This window comes from Legionella sp. D16C41, from assembly GCF_048541585.1.
Taxonomy (GTDB): Bacteria; Pseudomonadota; Gammaproteobacteria; order Legionellales; family Legionellaceae; genus Legionella_C.
This window is the reverse complement of sequence record NZ_CP183303.1, coordinates 3,123,889-3,142,370: the sequence shown is the minus strand read 5'-3', so window position 1 is coordinate 3,142,370 and position 18,482 is coordinate 3,123,889. Positions and strand designations below refer to the sequence as shown.

The window sequence follows — 18,482 nt, the reverse complement described above, 5'->3', positions numbered from 1 at the left end:
AAATAACTGAAAAGGCATGTTTCACTAACTAAGTGAAATTATTTATTGTTAACTTACAACATTTATGAATAAATATTAGATCCTTTCTAATATATGACTTAAATTATTAATATAGTGAAATTATGAATAGGATAGCAGTGTCTCAAGTTACAAAAACCAATCCTGTGGGTCAACTAGGTTTTGCCTGGATTGTTTGGGGTTTAGCAGCCGCCTTTTATTTTTCTGATTATCTTGCACGCGTAGCTCCTGGAGTAATGCATCGGAGTTTACAAATTGATTTTGGTATCAATGAAGCGGGCTTTGGTATTTTAACTGCTTCCTTTTATGTTCCCTATATTATTATGCAAATTCCTGTAGGGTTAACAGTAGACAGACTGAGTATCCGTGGCATTTTAACGGTAATGTCACTTATTACCGCACTAGGTTGCGGCGTATTTGGACTAGCTGATGGTTTGTTAATGGCCTCTGTTGGTAGAATGTTAATTGGCTTTAGTGCAGCATTTGCTTTTATTAGTGCGCTGCGTCTTGCAACTTCTTGGTTTCCACCGGCTATGTTAGGTTTACTTGCTGGATTAACTCAGGCCTTAGGTATGCTTGGTGCTGCAGCAGGTGAAGCACCAGTTTCTTTTTTAGTGGCAAATGTAGGCTGGCGCCATAGTATGCTAATCATTGCCTTTTTATTTATTGCTTTAGCTGGCTTATTATATCAATTCGTACAGGATAAACCTGGAACAAAGAGACGTGAAATTAAGCAAGAGCAACGTTTAAGTATTTTAGATAGTTTACGCATTATTTTATCTCATCGTCAGACTTGGTTAAATGCACTTTATGCTGGGTTCTTGTTTGGCCCTACTGCGGTTATAGGTGAGGCGATAGGACCTGCCTATCTTCAATATGGCCGAGGTTTAGCTGCTCACTCTGCAGCATTTGCTACCGGTTTAATTTTTATTGGTTGGGGAATTAGCGGGCCTGTTTCTGGTTGGTTATCTGATAGAATAGGGCGTCGTAAGCCTTTAATGATTATATCAGCTATATTTGGTGTAATTCTAACCACAGTTTTTGTTTTTTACCCCCATATTAATACGCCTATAGCTTATATTTTATTTTTTGCTTTTGGGTTAACTAATACTGGCGTGGGTATTGCCTATGCTGTCTCGACTGAATTACATGATCGCAAAGTAGTAGGAACTTCAATTGCTTTTACTAATATGATTTCTATTTTTGTCGGTGCGTTAATGCAGCCTCTGGTCGGCTGGTTAGTAGACTTAGTCTCAGGCGCAAGAGGTTATAATGTAGAAAAATTACTGCTTTCTGATTTTCAAGCTGGATTACAAATTCTGCCTCTATGTTCACTTATTGCACTAATTTTAGCATTTACTGTTAAAGAAACTTATTGCCGGCCAGTTTATAAAGCGCAGTCTAATTAATGTAACCAAGATCCTGCATCAATAGCTTGAGGTAGAAGAAAATAATTAGTGAAGGTTTAAAAGATAGCTATAGAGTGTTAACTAGGTTATTTGCACCTTGGTATGCTTGTGACTAGTTGCTGTGAATTTTAGGAAAAAATTCCATTTAGTTTATGGTGATTATTGAATCACTCTTATAGAAGGAATCTAATGTCTATTTTTATTAAAAAAATAACTTCACCCGATGAGTTGCGACAGTGCTTAGCTATTCGCCTAAAGGTGTTTGTTGAAGGCCAACAAGTTCCACTTGCCGAAGAGTTAGATGGGAAAGATGAGGAAAGTGACCATTATCTTTTAACGTTACAACAGCTGCCCGTAGGCGTTGCTAGAATTCGCTACCTAAATAATATAGCTAAAGTTGAAAGAGTAGCAATCTTGCCTGATTATCAAGAGCAAGGATTAGGCAAACAACTTATGCAAGGTATTATTTCTGATCTTAAACGCGATAAGAAAATTAACGCAATAAAATTAGGCGCTCAATGTCATGCTCTCATATTTTATGAAAAGTTAGGTTTTAAAGTCTGCAGCGATTTATATCTGGATGCTGGTATACCTCATAAAGATATGATTCTTGAATTAGAATAGATCACACTCGCTTATTCAGAGACTTACTTTTTCTTATATGCTAAATATAAAAGAATAAAGCCGATAAGCGGTATAAAAATATCAGACCAGAAAATTACTCCCGCATTTCCAGGCGCAAAGTTATGAGTTGTAATCATGTCATAAATATGTACGCTTGCCGCTCCCCATAAAAACACGGCTGGTGCAATGATGGTAGCCGCGCGAAATCCAAGCTTAGCCCAAAAACTTAAAATACCAACAACAGCAAAACCTAAACTAGCATAGCCTAATTCAGCTTGGAAAGGGCTATTTTCCCAGCCAATAAATTTTGCCGTCATGGCGCCAAAAAAAACATGAAAAATAAAATTATATAAAAAACTAAAGCCAATATTAAAAAGTAAAAAATGGGAGAAAATGATATCAATGGCTTTTTCTATAGAAATATTCTTTCGTTTGAGTAGTAATGAAATTGTGGCAGAAATTATGCTTAAGATAAAAAAGGTTAAGGTAAAGTTGCTTAATATGAATTTGATAATTGTGCCCATATTTTTTCCTTAAATTTTTTATAAACTATCTTTTTAGTATGAGCGTTTTTTATAAAAATATTAATGTGGAAATTAATTGTAAAATGATCAAATAATTAAGTTTATTATAAAAAATAAGTAGAGCAATTTGTAAAGGTATAAGGCAACGGGCCGAGTAATAAATATAATAGAGTATAAAAATTATTGCTTGTTATGGTTTATAAATAATGAAGTAGTCAAAAATAAATTATTAATAAACTAAATTAACCTTCGTGTATGCCGCCCTAGTTTGGTTAATAAATAACTAACTAAAATATATTCTTAAAGGGCTATATAACAGGATTTATAAGTTAGAAATAGTAATTTTTAGCTGGATAAAGGATTAGTAGGAGAAACCCATATGAACTTGCCAAGCAAGCAATCTACTCTAAGGCAAATTTTTGAAAATACTGTTGACAATTATCCACATAATACAGCGCTTATTTGCGACAATAAATTTCTTTCTTATCAAGAATTAGAAAATCAAGTAAATAAATTAGCTAATTTCTTAATTGCTAAGGGTACTAAGCCTAATCATACTATTGGAATATTACTTGAGCGCTCAGCCAATAGCTATATAACTATATTAGCTATTTTAAAAACGGGGGCAGCCTATGTACCTATTGATGTAGAATATCCTAGTGAGCGTATTAATTATATCTTAGGCGATATGCCTTTTTATCTTGTAATTACCTCATCTGCGCAGCTTGCTCGTGCAGATATTCAATTTCCTAATTATATAGCGCTTGATCAAGAATGTGAAAATATTGCTATTCAAGCAAACACTCGTCCAGAGGAGCAAGCTGACATTGATGAGCAGGCTTCTTGCTATTTTATTTATACCTCAGGCTCTACGGGCAAACCCAAAGGCGTAGAAATTACTCATTCTTCAATTTGCCATTACGTAAAAGTAGCTAGCCAGATTTATAAAATGTCTTCAGAAGATAGAGTCTATCAGGGCTTTTCTTTAGCATTTGATGCTTCTTTGGAAGAATTATGGATGGCATTTGCCAATGGCGCAGCTCTTGTAGCCTGTACTAACAAAGATATTCGTTCAGGAGTTGGCTTAATTGACTTTCTTAATACCTATGAGGTTACAGTATTTTCGACAGTGCCCACTTTATTATCGGTGTTAGAAGGTGACTTACCTAAATTACGTTTATTAATTTTAGGCGGAGAAGCATGTACTACTAATTTAATAAAACGCTGGAGCCGGCCTGGTTTGACGATTATGAATACTTATGGCCCAACTGAGGCAACAGTTATTGCTACGTATGCTGAATGTGATCCGGCAAATCCAATTACTATAGGGAAGCCATTACCAGGCTATGAAGTACTTATCTTAGATGAAAATCTACAACCTTTACCACAAGGTCAACAAGGTGAATTATGCATAGCAGGCCTTGGGCTTGCCAAAGGATATGTGAATAAACCTGAGATTACTGCGCAAAAATTTGTGCAAAATCCCAATAAAAAAGAACAGCGCCTATATCGAACTGGTGATTTGGCGATGATTGGTGTAGATGGCAATATCTATTTTTTAGGCCGTATTGATGATCAAGTAAAATTACGCGGTTTTAGAATAGAGTTAAATGAAATTGAAACAGTCATTATGGAGTATGAAGCTATCAGTCAAGCGGTAGTCGCTTTACATGATTTTGATGAACCTAAACTGGTTGCTTATTTACTCTTTAAGAAAAATGCGCAAGTTAATTTAAAATCATTTAAAGAATTTTTGTTAAAGCGTTTGCCCAATTATATGATTCCAGCGCTACTTGAAGTCGTTGAAAGTTTACCCTTACTACCAAGTGGTAAAGTTGATCGAAAAAAATTACCTAAGCCTAATCATACAGCCGTTAGTGAAGAAATTAATTATGAAGCCCCTACTACTGAATTGGAAGTAAACATTGCTCAAGTTTGGGCAAAAGAGTTTGGGAAGGATAATATCTCAATAAATGCTGATTTTTTCTATGATTTAGGGGGGCATTCTCTGCTAGCAGCTAAAGTTATTTCTAATTTACGTAAACTCAACGGGTTAAAGAATATATCAATCCTAGATTTATATAAGTTTTCAACAATAAAACAGTTAGCTGAGAATTTTAAACATATTAAGACAGAGGCGAAGCAACCTCATCGTAGTTATCAAGCGCAAAAAAATAAAGTATCTAATTTTAATTATTATCTTTGTGTTATGGGGCAATTTTTTGGTTGCTTATTGCAATATGCAATTGGATCATGGCAGCTTCTAGCCGTTTTATTAAGTTATACGTGGTTAGCAAATCATGGCCTAAGTCTGTCCTTAGAAGCGTTAGCCATATTTATATTATTGTTTCTAGCTATGCCGCTTCTTTCTCTAAGTATTACAATCGGCGCAAAATGGCTTTTACTTGGCCGTGTGAAGCCTGGAGTCTATAAACTGTGGGGGTGGTTTTATTTTCGCTGGTGGTTGGTAGAGCGTTTACAAAAAAATATTTTTTCACCAAAACATTTAATAGGTTCGCCATTAATAACTGTTTATTATCGTTTACTAGGCGCTAAAATTGGTAAAAATTGCTATATAGGCTCCGTAAATATTGGGACCCATGATTTACTGACTATTGGTGATTATAGTTCAATTGGTTTTGATGCACGTCTTTTAGGCTATATTGTTGAAGATGGCTGGTTAAAGATAGGTAGTATTACGATTGGCGAGAAATGCTTTGTTGGTGCAAGAAGTGTCATAGGGCCTGATACAAGACTATTTGAAAATGCTAAATTAGATGATATGTCTATGTTACCAGCGCACACTAATATTCCAGCAGGACAGTTTTTTTCAGGTTCACCTGCTATTTCTGCTGTTCCTTCAAAAGACCATATTATAAATGAAGCTATTATAGATAAATCCTCTTCGTGGAAGAGCTTTAGCTTTGGCTTACTACACTACCTTGGTTTAGTATTTACAATGATAATTTATTATTTATCTTATTTTCCCGCACTTACCTTTATTACCTATTTTCATGAAAATAGCCATTACCTTCTAACTGTTTCTTTAGCAGCACCTATTGGGGCTGTTACTTTTTTAGGTTTGTATTATTTAGGTATTGCTATTAGTAAACGATTATTAATGAATAGAATAAAGCCAGGCGTTTATCCAATAAAGAGTTTCTATTATTTGCGTCAATGGATTATCAGTAAAATGATGGATCTTGATGAAATATATGTTATGGCAGATACCTTATATTTTCCTTATTTCATGCGATTTTTAGGAGCTAGATTAGGTAAAAATGTAGAAATGGGTGAAACACCTCATATTATTCCAGAATTGGTAACTATCCAGGATGAAGGATTTATTGCTAGTGCAGCTGCGTTAGCTTGGCCTAATGTTTATTTAGGAAATATTAAATTCGCACCTGTTCAAGTTGGTAAACGTGGTTTTATTGGTAATATGGGATTATTGCCTTCGGGAGGACAAGTTGGAGAAGGAGGGCTATTGGGTTGTATGTCAATAACTCCGCCCGATAACAAAGCTGCAGACAGCCATACAGCATGGCTTGGTTCACCTGCTGTATTTCTACCTAAGCGTGAAATTTTTAGGGGTTATTCAAATAAAGAAAAATTTAGGCCATCTTGGCGCTTATATTATACTCGTTTAGCTATAGAATTTATTCGCATAATTATGCCAACAACGTTTACTCTAATTGGCCTATTTAATATGCTTTATATATTAAATATTTTATCTTCTTACTTTTCTTTAAGTACTATTTTCATGCTTCTTCCCGAAGTAGAGTTAATTGTAATATGCGCTTTAGTGGCAACTATAGTATGTTTAAAATGGATTTTACTAGGGAGAGTACAGGCTGCTGCTAAACCTATCTGGAATATATTCATCTGGAAGAATGATATTATTGAATATACATACAGTTATTTTATTTGTCCAAATTTTACTAATGTAGTCCTAGGTACGCCATTCGTTTCAGCTCTCTTAAGAAGTTTTGGCGCCAAAATAGGTAAGAAAATTTTTCTAAATACAGCTGATTTTACTGAGTTTGATTTAATTAGTATTGGTGATGAAGCTTGCATTAATTCTGAAACTATAATTCAAACCCATTTATATGAAGATCGTGTTTTTAAAATGTCTACGGTTAATATTCAGCAAGGCTGTAACGTAGGTGTAGCTTCTATCGTTTTATATAATACTGTTATGGAAGAAGGCTCAACATTGGGTAGTTTTTCATTGTTAATGAAGGGCGAACATTTGCCAACTTATACAAGTTGGCAAGGAATCCCAGCACAATCAGCAGTTATGCAAGATGATCAACAAAAAATTGATATAATAGGTATTGAAGAAGGCTTAATACAAGCTTAGAATAGCTTTTAAGCTAAGAATTTTTTTAAGTGATCTTAGCGCTGTATGAAATTATTGCTGACTATTAATTTGCTATTAATAAATAAAAGTTAAATAGTTTTTTGTGTTTAACTATTGCTTGCAGTATGTTTAAGTTGTACCTTTACTTAGTTAGCTAATTAAAGCTATTATTGAGTAGTTTATTTTAACTACAATCATTATCCTATAATCCCATTTTAATTTTTAACTCAATTTAATAGCTTGTCTAAATTGTAATAAGCTTTTAACGTAAAAATGTTCTTTCTTTAATTAAATTAAGTTAGAAAATTATAAAAAATTTTATTAGTTATAAATACCTACTTTAACTGGCATGAGTTTTCTTGCTACACTCGTCTAGGTAAACTGCTAAAGTAAGAATTCAACCCGGAGATAAGAATGAGAAAACTGGTGGTATTAGTGGTTGTTCTAGCGATACTAGTCCTTGGCGGCTATTATGCTATGGGCGCTATCACGGAAAGAACGATAAAGAGTAATCTTGCAACCGTTAATAGAACTAATGGAATAAACGCTCAGGTGGAGAAATATCACCGTGGCTGGTTTACTTCTGCTGCTTTGCTCCATTGGCAAATTAATATCCCTGAGCGGCAAATGAAAGATGCTAATGGCCAGATGCAAACAATTCCGGCGCAAACCCTTACTGTAAAAATGCCTTTAAAAATTTATCACGGGCCTATAATTTTTGCTAATAAGACAGTGAGATTTGGTATGGGTTATGGTAGTACGGATATACCATTACCAGATCAATACCAACAGCAGTTTAATAGCTACTTTACGAATGGTTCTACTCAGCCTAAATTAAATTTAAGTCTATTTGTAACTTACTTAAATAATAGTCAAATTGAAATGGCTATTCCTAATTTTAAATTAATTGCTCAACAAGACCAAAGTGAGTTTGATTGGATGGGGATGAAGGGTAAGGTTAATGTTACCTCAAAAGCAGATAAAATAAATGGTGATTTCACTATTAAAGGCATACAATTTAAGAAAGCTGATAATATAGCTGTTTTAAGCAAGGTATCTAGTGAGTACAATTTACATAATACTGAAGCTGGTCTTTATGTAGGAACTTTTAATGTCAAGTTGCCTTCTTTTGTAGTAGATAATAAAGGACAACGCATATTTGAACTAAGCGATTTTGATATGGATAGTAATAGTGATATCAAAAATGGGTTGCTCAGTTCAAATTTTAAATCTTCAATTAATAAAATTATTGCCAATGGGAAGCAATTTGGTCCAGGCAACTTAGAAGTGGCTATTCGTAATCTTGATGCCGACGCGCTTGGGCGCATAAAGCAGCAAGCACAGCATATTCAGCAAAGTGCTACTGATTTAGAAAAACAACAAGCAATGTTTGCAATATTACCTGAAATTCCAAAGTTATTAAGCAAAGGTGCAGAGTTTGAAATTTCTAAGTTAAATTTTGTTATGCCTGAAGGTACAATAGAAGGAAATTTACAGGTTTCTTTACCTCAAGGAGAGCATAATAATCCACTAGAATTAATGCAAACGGTACAAGGTAAAGGTCGTTTAAGAGTTCCAGCAGAAATTATTAGACGTGGTTTAGTTGAAGCAAATAGACAAAAGTTAGTAGCTCAACATACAACTGCAATGCAGCAGCAGAATGTAAACTCGACTACAACAACTACTAATAATATGAACTCAACAACTACAATACAACCTAATAACGCTACAAGCGCTAATGAGCAAACTCAACAGTCAACTAGTAACCAAACAACCCAGCAACTAGCTGCCACTGTACAGGCAGGACTACCAGCTGATATATCACAACAAGCAGTTAATATGACTAATCAACAGTTAACTTCATTAGTTCAGTCTGGTGTGTTGACTGTAGATGGAAATTATTATGTTATAGAAGTAGCTTTAAAGCAGGGACAGCTACAGGTAAATGGTAAACCATTTAATTCTGCAATGCTTAAATTTTAAATTAATAATAACAGCTTTATTGTAATGGGGTAATCTGATTAGTTTAGTCTTGCAACCTAAGCTTTAGAAGATGCAAATGAATGAGACAACGAACTGTGCAAGATATTCGTGGCTTAAGTCAAGTAAATTTGCAAAGCAGTCTAAAGCTTAGAAGATGTTATAAGTTTAAGTTAATTGATTTTAAACAAATATAAGTCTTTTACTTGTCAGGATTTGCCCAATTCGATAAGATGCTGCATTTTAAGGAGGAGTTAATAAGAATGACAACAATCAGTAATGAAGTCGGAGATAATACTGCATCATCATTAGCAGCTAGTGTAACTCAGTCTGTGCAGAAGTATTTCGCCGAGCTGAAGGGGACTGATCCTGTTGATCTTTATCAGTTTGTTTTAGAAGAGATTGAGACCCCATTATTTCGTGCTGTTATGGAACATTGTAAATATAATCAGTCTCGTGCTGCTGTCATGCTTGGCATAAGTCGCGGTACTTTAAGAACAAAATTACGACGCTATTTTGATGATAAATATGTTGGTACTCGTGATTAATCTTTTCTTTAGTCCGCATTGCAGGAGGGGTTGTTAAGCAACTTCGCTCCTCGCCCCACTCTAATTTATAACTTCACTGGTAAAGAATAAAAGTTTTCAGGGTACTTTGCCTGTTTCGATATAAACAAACGTTATTTTGTAATGTAAGTAGCATTAATAGTGGATTGGGGCAAATTTTTTTCTATGTAATATCTAGGCTGCTTTACAATTTATTTTGATAAAGATGACTGGTTGTTAACTCAGACTAGCGACATAGAAAAGATGTGTCTAAGCAGTTTAAGCTTGATTATAGATCATGAAGAAGTAATAAATCAGGAGGTATCTTGAGCCTCGGTGAGAGGTTTGAATTTGAGTGCTGTTAGGGTGAGAATTATACTAAAAAAGAGCAGTGTAGCTTGCTACACGAGTATTTTGAAGCCTAATTTTCTTTCAAAGAGAATCAAATAAAACCTTTCGGCGAGGAGCAATTTCTTACTATTAGAGAATTTTATAATAGGTAATTAGAGTTTGCTGCCAATTGATTTTACGGTTGGAATTTAACTTAAATTTGTCTATTGCAAACAATTATCAAGGCTCTAGTTTAATTTACCAGTTATTAAAACTGGTAATTAAACTTTTAAACCATATTAACTTACATGAATTACTCAGCAAACATTGAGCTAACAGATTCTTCAACATTTACACGTTTAATAGCTTGTGCAAGCATCTCGGCTAAACTAACTACACGAATTTTTCGACATTGTTTGGCTTGCTCTGATAAAGGAATTGTATCGGTAACAACAACTTCATCTAATTCAGAGTGAATAATATTATTTAAAGCAGGTCCTGAAAGAACAGGATGAGTAATGTAAGCACGAACACTGATTGCACCATTACGTTTAAGCTGATGCGCTGCAGAGCATAAAGTACCTGCAGTATCAACGATATCATCAATAATAATACAGTTCCTACCGGCTGGCTCACCAATAATATGCATAACTTCAGATTTGTTAGGGCCTGTACGTCGTTTGTCGATGATAGAAAGCTCAACATCGTTTAAACGTTTAGCCATCGCACGAGCTCGTACAACACCACCCACGTCAGGCGATACAACCATTAACTGAGATAAATTTTGTTTCTTAATATCTTCAAGTAAAATGGGAGTAGAATAAACATTATCGACAGGCATATAAAAAAAGCCTTGAATTTGATCGGCATGTAAATCTACGGTCAAAACTCTACAAATGCCAACAGAAGCCATCATATCAGCCACAACTTTTGCGGTGATGGGGACACGAGCTGAACGTACTCGCCTATCTTGTCTAGCATAGCCAAAATAAGGAATAACAGCTGTTATCCGCCCAGCTGACGAGCGTCTTAACGCATCAGACATAGTTAATAATTCCATTAAGTTGTCATTAGCGGGGGCACAGGTTGATTGTACGACAAATACATCTTTGCCACGTACATTTTCTAATATTTCAACCATAGTTTCGCCATCACTAAATTTTCCAACCGAGGCTTGGCCAAGAGGAATTTGTAAATGGTTTGCTATTTTAAAAGCAAGATCCGGATTAGCATTGCCAGTAAAGATCATCATTGTAGACATGTGTGAAGCCTTCGATTCAGTTAATCAGTCACTTAAACACATAGCAGAAGACAGCCAAAAAGATATAATTATTATTTGAGCGATTGAGTAACGCATCCTTTCCAGATATCTTCTGCCGTCTGTTTACTTGAACCGACATGTTGCGCCTTCAATTGTATTTATTCTTAGTTGAAATAAAGCTATCTCATTCATTAGTATTAAAATGAGATTAATAGAAACTATAAAATAGCATCCATATTAAGCTTAAACCTAAACTTAGACATTATTTAGGCCTTCAATAAGAATGGCTGGGGTGCTAGGATTCGAACCTAGGTATGCAGGGATCAAAACCCTGTGCCTTACCGCTTGGCTACACCCCAAAAGCTGTAGATTCCTTCTCTTCCTTGAATATATTACATCAAACGCTGCAATACGGTGGGTATTTTGCAGAGAAAATAAGTTATTGTCAACGTTAAGCTCTGAAAATATTTAAGTAGTCCATATTGCAGCCATTATTTGTAAGGTTTTCTTATTATATGATCATTTATAATTCACGATATAGTATTATTTAGGGAGCATTTAAGACGAAAGTGCAGGAAAGAAGTAGTGATTTATAGCTAGAGCCATAATCAACTCTATGGGCTCTAGCTAAAGCATTTGTGTTTTTAAACTACACACTCCAGTGGTTGATAACTAGCTTTATAAAAACACCATTACCTTGTAGCCGTATATGTGTAGGTAATACTGTTTTACCTACACTACGATATCCCAAATATTGAATAGTATAGCCACCTTGACGTAATAATAGTAAACGGTTTCCTGAATCACGTTGTGCTGATTGCACTCCGCCAGGTGCTGGTAAGCCACGTACCCAGTAATATAGGCTACTTACAGGTAAGCGGATACCTGTTTGTTGTAACAGTAACTGTTCAGCATTAGAGGAGCGAGCTACTTTTGCGCCATCTTGTAGCGTTATTACGCCACCACGTTTAGCAATCATAATAGTACCGCTACCTAGTGGTCCAAAAAGACGAATTTGATAGCTACCTGCACCGCGTTGATACCAGTTAATTGAAGCAGTAGACGCTTTATTCTGACTACGTACAGCTAAAGCGCCAGATAAATTCCATGAAGAGGGTGCTGTTTTTGCTCCGGTAATAATTTGTTTACCCGTTAGTTGGGTCTTACCGGCTTTAGGGTTAGTTTCAATTAGTTTTCCGTTTCCGGTGACTAAATTTTTATCATCCATATTAATTTTATTTTGCGCCAACTTAGTATCTTTAGTTGGAATATTTACTTCGTTTTTAGTAGATCGTTTATAGTTTCTAACAGGTTGTTTGCCCTCCTCAATAGGAGAGTTATATTGTGGTGGTAATGGTCCTAAGTCCATAGGTGGACTATTAGAAACGCAAGCTGTTAATAGTGATAGGGTAAAAAGACTAAGATATTTAAGTACTTTCATAGTTATTCCTTTATTTTTAGATCCATTCATTATTGAAAGTGGGCTAATATCGTTAAGAAGGACTATTTTAATATTAGCTTATTAATAGAATAATTTTTTTTTATTTTGCACTTCAGAAAAAGAAGTAGTCTAAATTTTACTGAATTAAGGCTCTATACAAGTTAGCTACTTTACTGCAAAACTTTAATTTATTTTACTTAATTATTGTTTAATTAATCATATTCTCAGCTTTTAAAAATCTGCATCATAATAAATTAACTTTATAAATGTTAAGCTTACTTCAGAATGAATAAAATGCTATTTATTAGCTTTCTTAAAAAACAGTTTGTAGGTATTAACTATTTTAAATTCAAGGATAATAGTTTTTTACAAAACAATACGTTAGACTAATTTTATTTATAATAAATGTTTATTTCATGAAACAGCGCGCTATTTATCCCGGAACGTTTGATCCTATTACTAATGGCCATATTGATATTATAAAAAGAGCTGCCCAAATCTTTCCTGAAATTATAGTTGGTGTTGCAAGTAATGAAACTAAAAATCCTTTTTTTCCTGTAGAAACACGCATTGAATTAACAAAACAAGCATTAGAACCAATACCGGGAGTAAAAGTTGTTGGCTTTGATACTTTATTAATCGATTTTGTTAAACAACAGCAAGGAAATATTATTTTACGTGGATTAAGAGCTGTGAATGACTTTGAATATGAATTCCAACTCGCTGGCATGAATCGCAAGTTATGTGCCGATATTGAAACCATATTTTTAACGCCTTCAGAAGATTTAATGTTTATTTCGTCAACCTTAGTTAGAGAAATAGCTAGATTAAAAGGCGATGTATCACAATTTGTACCACTTGGAGTTATAGAGGCATTAAGGGAAAAATTAAATAAAGAGCATGAATAAAATTTACTTTTGGTTAGCTTTTACTACAGGGATTAGTATTAATCATTTAGCGTTAGCAACTGATTTAATAGCTGAGACGCCACCTGGTTATGCTGTTGCAAGCGCGCATCCAATGGCTACGAATGCTGGACTTGAAATCCTTGCTGCCGGAGGTAATGCTTTTGATGCTGCCATCGCTGTAAGCGCCACGTTGGCTGTAGTTGAACCTTACCATTCGGGATTAGGCGGCGGTGGCTTTTGGCTATTTTATGATGCTAAGGCTAAAAAAAATATTATGCTAGATAGCCGAGAAGTAGCGCCTTTAGCAGCACATAAGAACATGTTTTTAGATAAAAATGGTCAAGTTATACCTGGCTTATCGCTTAATGGAGGACTAGCTGCCGCAATTCCAGGTGAACCTGCAGCCCTTGCTTATATCGCCCAACATTATGGCCGTCTGCCTTTTGAACAATCCTTAGCACCTGCTATAAAACTTGCAGAACAAGGCTTTGCCGTAGATGCTCAATTAAATCATTTTTCTCAAATGAGCGATCGTATGCAGGTTATGCTACGCTACCCTGCAACAGCAGCTATATTTTTACATAATAATCAACCTTATAAAATTGGTGAAATTTTAAAACAGCCTGATCTGGCAAAAACATTAAAATTATTAGCAAAGAAAGGCCATGATGGCTTTTACCGAGGTGTAGTGGCTGAAAAGCTGGTTGCAGGTATACGTGCTGCTGGTGGTATATGGACCTTAGATGATTTAGCAAATTATCAGATTAAGATAAGAGAGCCATTACAAGGTGCTTATCATAATATGCTCATTATTACAGCTCCACCGCCTTCGGCAGGCGGTGTTATATTGTTAACTATGTTAAATATACTTGAAGGCTTATCCTTACAATCACTTAATAAAGCGCAATTAATCCATTATTTAGTGGAAACGATGAGGCTTGCTTATTGGCAGAGTCGACAAACGATTGCTGATCCTGATTTTGTAAAATTTGATTTAGAGAAGTTATTGTCTTTAGACAATGCAAAACAGTTACGTGCTCTAATTCCTAACGATAAAGCTTTACCTAGTTCACAACTGCAGGCAAAACTCGATAATCCTAATATCCACAACAATACTACTCATATCAGCATTATTGATAAAGAGGGAAACCGGATCTCAGCCACATTGACTATAAATTATATTTTTGGTTCAAGTGTTGTTGCTCCTGGTACAGGCGTTCTGTTAAATGATGAAATGGACGATTTTTCAGCAAAAGATGGTGTAAAAAATCAATATGGACTAGTAGGCCACGAAATTAATAGTATTGCGCCAGGAAAGCGACCTATGTCTAACATGACCCCAACTTTCTTAGAAATGCCTGAGCGTGCAGCGATTTTAGGAACACCTGGTGGTAGTCGTATTCCGACAATGCTTTTACTTAGTACGCTACAATTTTTTGATTATCAAGGCGCTATTAGCATGGTTTCTAGAATGCGTTTTCATCATCAATATTTACCTGATTGGTTACAATTTGAGCCTGAAACTTTTTCACCAGATGTACAAACACAGCTAAAAGCTATGGGTTATCGTTTAATGGCTTTAAAGCAATATTATGGCGATATGCAAGCAATAAGTTGGGACAAGAAAATCAATCTCCTTACGGCTTCTTCTGATCCTCGCGGAATAGGCTTAGCAGTAGCGGTTAGTACAAACCATGGTGGTTATGGCCTTAAATATTAACCCTCTACTAGCTCTTTAATGGCTTGGTGTACTTTAGTTATTAATTCATCTTTATTTTCTAAAGTATATTTGGCTGCATCAATAGGCTTACCAATATGTATTTCAGCTTTTTGATTTAAATTAAAACGCATTGTTTTTGCCGGTAAGATATTGTAAGCGCCACGAATTCCAATAGGAATAATAGTTGCTTTTGCTTCAATAGCTGTAATAAAGGCGCCTTTTTTAAAAGATGCTAGCTTACCAGTTTTAGAGCGAGTACCTTCTGGGGCAATCCACATTACAATGCCACTTTCCATTAACTGGCGTGTAAAAGCTAAATCTCTAATTGCTTGATGTCTATTTTTACGATCAATAAAAGGAAATTCTGCGGCCGTCATGCCTTTACCCATAATAGGAACCTTAGAAAGCTCTTTTTTAGCTAGCATGCGAATAGAATGATTAGGAAATGCTTTAAAACTTAGAGGGATATCATAGAGGCTACTATGGTTACACATAATAATTGTTGCTTGACCTGCTTTGGGAGCTACATTATAAGGATTGATAACTGTATATTGGACACCAATTAAATTAAGTAATTTTGTTGACCACTTATTAATAGTAGCGTCCACCCAAGGGCGATTAATGGTGCCACGTATTCGTCTAATAACAGCATGGCCGCAAATTTTTGCAGTATAAAATGCAGAAAGTAGGGCTATCCACTGGGTACGCAGTTTACTTATTCTCATAACGCTCTAATTAATAATAATGTTATCTAAATTAACTATTCAAACTAGCTCAATTTTAACTAGATTTCGTATAAATGCTACGCATTTCACATAATATTTAGGTGGCATTGAAATATTAGTTACTCTATAGCGAAATTATCTAGGTAATCTATCTACTGTAATTTTATGCCTTGCAAGTTTTATGGCTTTAATGGCTGGCAATTAGGGCAAAAAGTGGAAGCTCGCCCGGCAATGGTTAATACTAATATTTTATTACTACATTGCAAACATGATTTTCCTTTACGACCATACATTTTTAACTGATTGACAAAATAGCCTGGTTTACCTAAAGAAAAGAAGTCGCGTAACGTGGTGCCTCCACAGTCAATGGCTTGTTGTAATATCTCTTTGCTGGAGGTAACTAGTGCATTTAATTGCTCTATATTTAACGTGCCTGCCGGTTGAGATGGGTGAATGCCGGCTAAAAAAAGGCTCTCAGTTGCATAAATATTACCAATACCGACAACAATCTCATTATTCATTAATAATGACTTTATGCTTTGCTTTTTACCACGAGCGCGTTTGTATAAATACATAGCATTAAAATCATTTGTTAAAGGTTCAGGACCTAAATGATTTAATAGCCGATGTTGTAGAGGATCTTCCGTTAGATAAAGCCAAAGGCCAAAACGACGCGGGTCATAATAGCGTACGATTAACCCATTTTCGAGAAAAAGTTCAATATGATCGTGTTTTTCAGGACTAATAGTGGCATCTGCTAACCGTAGGTGACCGGACATCCCTAAATGAATTAATATATAACCTTTTGAAAGTGATAAAATTATGTACTTAGCTCGTCGTGAAATAGCCTGTATTTTTTGACCTGGGCAACTATTACGTAATTCAGATGGCACAGGTAAACGTAGTTGTGATTTTCTAATTTCAACTTTTTTAATAATTTGATTAACTAAGTAAGGGCTAATTGCTAAGCGAGTTGTTTCAACTTCAGGTAATTCAGGCATTATTTTTTATCATCATGTTCTATAATTCTTCCATCAGAATTGGAGGTTACTTTTTTAGGGAAAAGAAAGTTTTTAATTATAGCGGCAAGCCAAAGAATAGCGCCAACAAAAATTCCCCAAACCAATATATAGGAAAATAGGATAAGTAGTCCTATTAGCATGGCAATAGCTATACCAATAATTAGAAAGGGAATTAGCGTTTGCAAAATGTAATTTACTTTATTACTCATGAATTATCCTAAAATAAGTCGCTTTATGGTATCATGATATTATAATTAATAATAAGACTACCTTAATTTAATACTTATTGTAAAAAAATTATCTTTATAAAGTTTAGCAGTAGTTGCTTCCATTTGTATCTAACAGCATAATACTGGAACCATGTTGCATCAAATTTTTGCGAGGAGCAGTGTATGATGTTTGGAATATTAAATCTTTCTTTTTGGGGTTATGTTATTGCATCAATAATATTAACCCAAATTACAATTGCGGGTGTTACTCTATATCTTCACCGCTATCAGACCCATAGAGCTCTGACCTTACACCCTATTGTTAGCCATTTTTTTCGTTTTTGGCTTTGGTTAACTACTGGCATGATTACGGCAGAGTGGGTAGCGATTCATCGTAAACACCATGCGACAACTGATATGGAAGGTGACCCACATAGCCCTAAAGTCTTAGGAATCAAAAAAGTATTTTGGGAAGGAGCGGAGCTTTATCGGAAAGCAGCAAAAGATAAAGATATGATTGCTAAATATTCACATGGAACTCCTAATGATTGGATAGAGCGTAATCTCTATAGTCGCTTTTCGGCTAAAGGGATTTTGCTGATGTTTATTTTAGATTTAATTCTTTTTGGTATTCCGGGGATTACAATTTGGGCTGTGCAGATGTTATGGATTCCTGTGCATGCTGCTGGTGTGGTTAATGGTATCGGACATCATTGGGGCTATCGTAATTTTGAATGTCATGATGCGGCAACTAACATTATCCCTTGGGGTTTTTGGATAGGCGGTGAAGAGTTGCATAATAATCACCATACTTTTGCGTCATCAGCTAAATTTTCAGTAAAATGGTGGGAATTTGATTTAGGCTGGATGTATATTCGTATCCTGGCTTTTTTAGGCTTAGCCAAAGTTAAAAAATTACCACCTAAATTAGCAACTGATAAAGGTAAGCTGCATGTCGATTTAGATACTGTTAAAGCTGTTATTAGTAACCGTTTCCAAATCATGTCATTTTATTATAAGCGTGTTGTACGACCTACGTTAAAGATGGAAAAACGTTTAGTTAAAGATGACAAGGCAAAGAGAAAATTATTTCAACGAGCTGGTCGATTATTGCGTTTACAAGATAGCCTCTTATCACCCCGAGCTAAAGCTAAATTGCATAATCTTTTAGCACAACGTGAACGTTTGCAGGTCGTTTATGCTTATCGACAATCGTTGCAAAATATTTGGCTAAAAACTGCTAGTTCACAAAAGGAATTAGTAGAAGCCCTACAGCATTGGTGTAAGCAAGCAGAAGAGTCTGGTTTAGAAGTTCTCCATCAATTTGCTCAACAAATTAAAAAATTTGTACCAAAGCAAATTAATATTTAATCCTTCCTTTCGTTGGCATAATTACCCTAGAT

14 protein-coding genes and 1 tRNA gene are annotated in these 18,482 nt (G+C 35.1%); 8 read left to right on the top strand and 7 right to left on the bottom strand.

What is annotated here, in order from left to right; all coding sequences use genetic code 11:
- Positions 1-122 precede the first annotated feature (122 nt).
- The gene (locus ACNVED_RS13650) at positions 123-1,427 is read left to right on the top strand and encodes an MFS transporter (protein ID WP_419419534.1); all 1,305 of its coding nucleotides are present in this window, start codon (positions 123-125) and stop codon (positions 1,425-1,427) included.
- Between the two features lie 189 nt (positions 1,428-1,616).
- Positions 1,617-2,051 carry a GNAT family N-acetyltransferase gene (locus tag ACNVED_RS13645; RefSeq protein WP_419419533.1) on the top strand — a complete coding sequence of 145 codons (435 nt, stop codon included), beginning with the start codon at positions 1,617-1,619 and terminating at the stop codon, positions 2,049-2,051.
- Between the two features lie 23 nt (positions 2,052-2,074).
- On the opposite strand, the gene ACNVED_RS13640 is transcribed toward ACNVED_RS13645, so the two are convergent.
- Positions 2,075-2,575 (bottom strand): DUF6790 family protein, encoded by a 501-nt coding sequence (locus ACNVED_RS13640; protein ID WP_419419532.1) that lies wholly within the window; start codon positions 2,573-2,575, stop codon positions 2,075-2,077.
- Positions 2,576-2,954: 379 nt separating this feature from the next.
- Between ACNVED_RS13640 and ACNVED_RS13635 the strand changes: the two genes are divergently transcribed.
- From ACNVED_RS13635 to ACNVED_RS13625, 3 genes are all read left to right on the top strand, one after another.
- Positions 2,955-6,938 (top strand): Pls/PosA family non-ribosomal peptide synthetase, encoded by a 3,984-nt coding sequence (locus ACNVED_RS13635; protein WP_419419531.1) that lies wholly within the window; start codon positions 2,955-2,957, stop codon positions 6,936-6,938.
- Positions 6,939-7,352: 414 nt separating this feature from the next.
- Entirely contained in the window at positions 7,353-8,921 is a 1,569-nt protein-coding gene (locus tag ACNVED_RS13630; protein WP_419419530.1) for a YdgA family protein, read from the top strand.
- A gap of 260 nt (positions 8,922-9,181) precedes the next feature.
- Entirely contained in the window at positions 9,182-9,466 is a 285-nt protein-coding gene (locus ACNVED_RS13625) for a helix-turn-helix domain-containing protein (RefSeq protein WP_115303752.1), read from the top strand.
- A 640-nt stretch (positions 9,467-10,106) separates the two neighbouring features.
- Here the strand turns inward: ACNVED_RS13625 and ACNVED_RS13620 are convergent.
- The 3 genes from ACNVED_RS13620 to lolB form a co-directional block, all read right to left on the bottom strand.
- The gene (locus ACNVED_RS13620) at positions 10,107-11,054 is read right to left on the bottom strand and encodes a ribose-phosphate pyrophosphokinase (RefSeq protein WP_419419529.1); all 948 of its coding nucleotides are present in this window, start codon (positions 11,052-11,054) and stop codon (positions 10,107-10,109) included.
- A gap of 284 nt (positions 11,055-11,338) precedes the next feature.
- Positions 11,339-11,413: transfer RNA gene (locus ACNVED_RS13615), tRNA-Gln, on the bottom strand.
- A gap of 290 nt (positions 11,414-11,703) precedes the next feature.
- A complete protein-coding gene (gene lolB, locus ACNVED_RS13610; RefSeq protein ID WP_419419528.1) occupies positions 11,704-12,495 on the bottom strand; it encodes a lipoprotein insertase outer membrane protein LolB in 792 nt (263 codons plus the stop codon).
- 416 nt (positions 12,496-12,911) lie between these two features.
- Here lolB and coaD point away from each other — a divergent pair, with 416 nt between their 5' ends.
- A complete protein-coding gene (gene coaD / locus ACNVED_RS13605) occupies positions 12,912-13,403 on the top strand; it encodes a pantetheine-phosphate adenylyltransferase (RefSeq protein ID WP_419419527.1) in 492 nt (163 codons plus the stop codon).
- Positions 13,396-15,123, top strand: a complete 1,728-nt coding sequence (gene ggt / locus ACNVED_RS13600; RefSeq protein ID WP_419419526.1) for a gamma-glutamyltransferase — start codon at positions 13,396-13,398, stop codon at positions 15,121-15,123. The genes coaD and ggt overlap by 8 nt, the downstream gene beginning before the upstream one ends.
- Here ggt and ACNVED_RS13595 read toward each other — a convergent pair.
- The 3 genes from ACNVED_RS13595 to ACNVED_RS13585 all read right to left on the bottom strand — a co-directional run bounded on the left by ACNVED_RS13595 (position 15,120) and on the right by ACNVED_RS13585 (position 17,079).
- Positions 15,120-15,848: a lysophospholipid acyltransferase family protein gene (locus ACNVED_RS13595; RefSeq protein WP_419419525.1), complete on the bottom strand. Its 729-nt coding sequence runs from the start codon at positions 15,846-15,848 to the stop codon at positions 15,120-15,122. The two genes, ggt and ACNVED_RS13595, sit on opposite strands and share 4 nt — an antisense overlap.
- A gap of 179 nt (positions 15,849-16,027) precedes the next feature.
- A complete protein-coding gene (gene mutM / locus ACNVED_RS13590; RefSeq protein ID WP_419419524.1) occupies positions 16,028-16,849 on the bottom strand; it encodes a bifunctional DNA-formamidopyrimidine glycosylase/DNA-(apurinic or apyrimidinic site) lyase in 822 nt (273 codons plus the stop codon).
- Complete coding sequence (locus tag ACNVED_RS13585; protein ID WP_419419523.1) at positions 16,849-17,079, bottom strand: hypothetical protein; 231 nt, start codon at positions 17,077-17,079, stop codon at positions 16,849-16,851. The genes mutM and ACNVED_RS13585 overlap by 1 nt, the downstream gene beginning before the upstream one ends.
- 183 nt (positions 17,080-17,262) lie before the next feature.
- Here ACNVED_RS13585 and ACNVED_RS13580 point away from each other — a divergent pair, with 183 nt between their 5' ends.
- The gene (locus ACNVED_RS13580) at positions 17,263-18,450 is read left to right on the top strand and encodes a fatty acid desaturase (protein WP_419419522.1); all 1,188 of its coding nucleotides are present in this window, start codon (positions 17,263-17,265) and stop codon (positions 18,448-18,450) included.
- Positions 18,451-18,482: the final 32 nt, after the last annotated feature.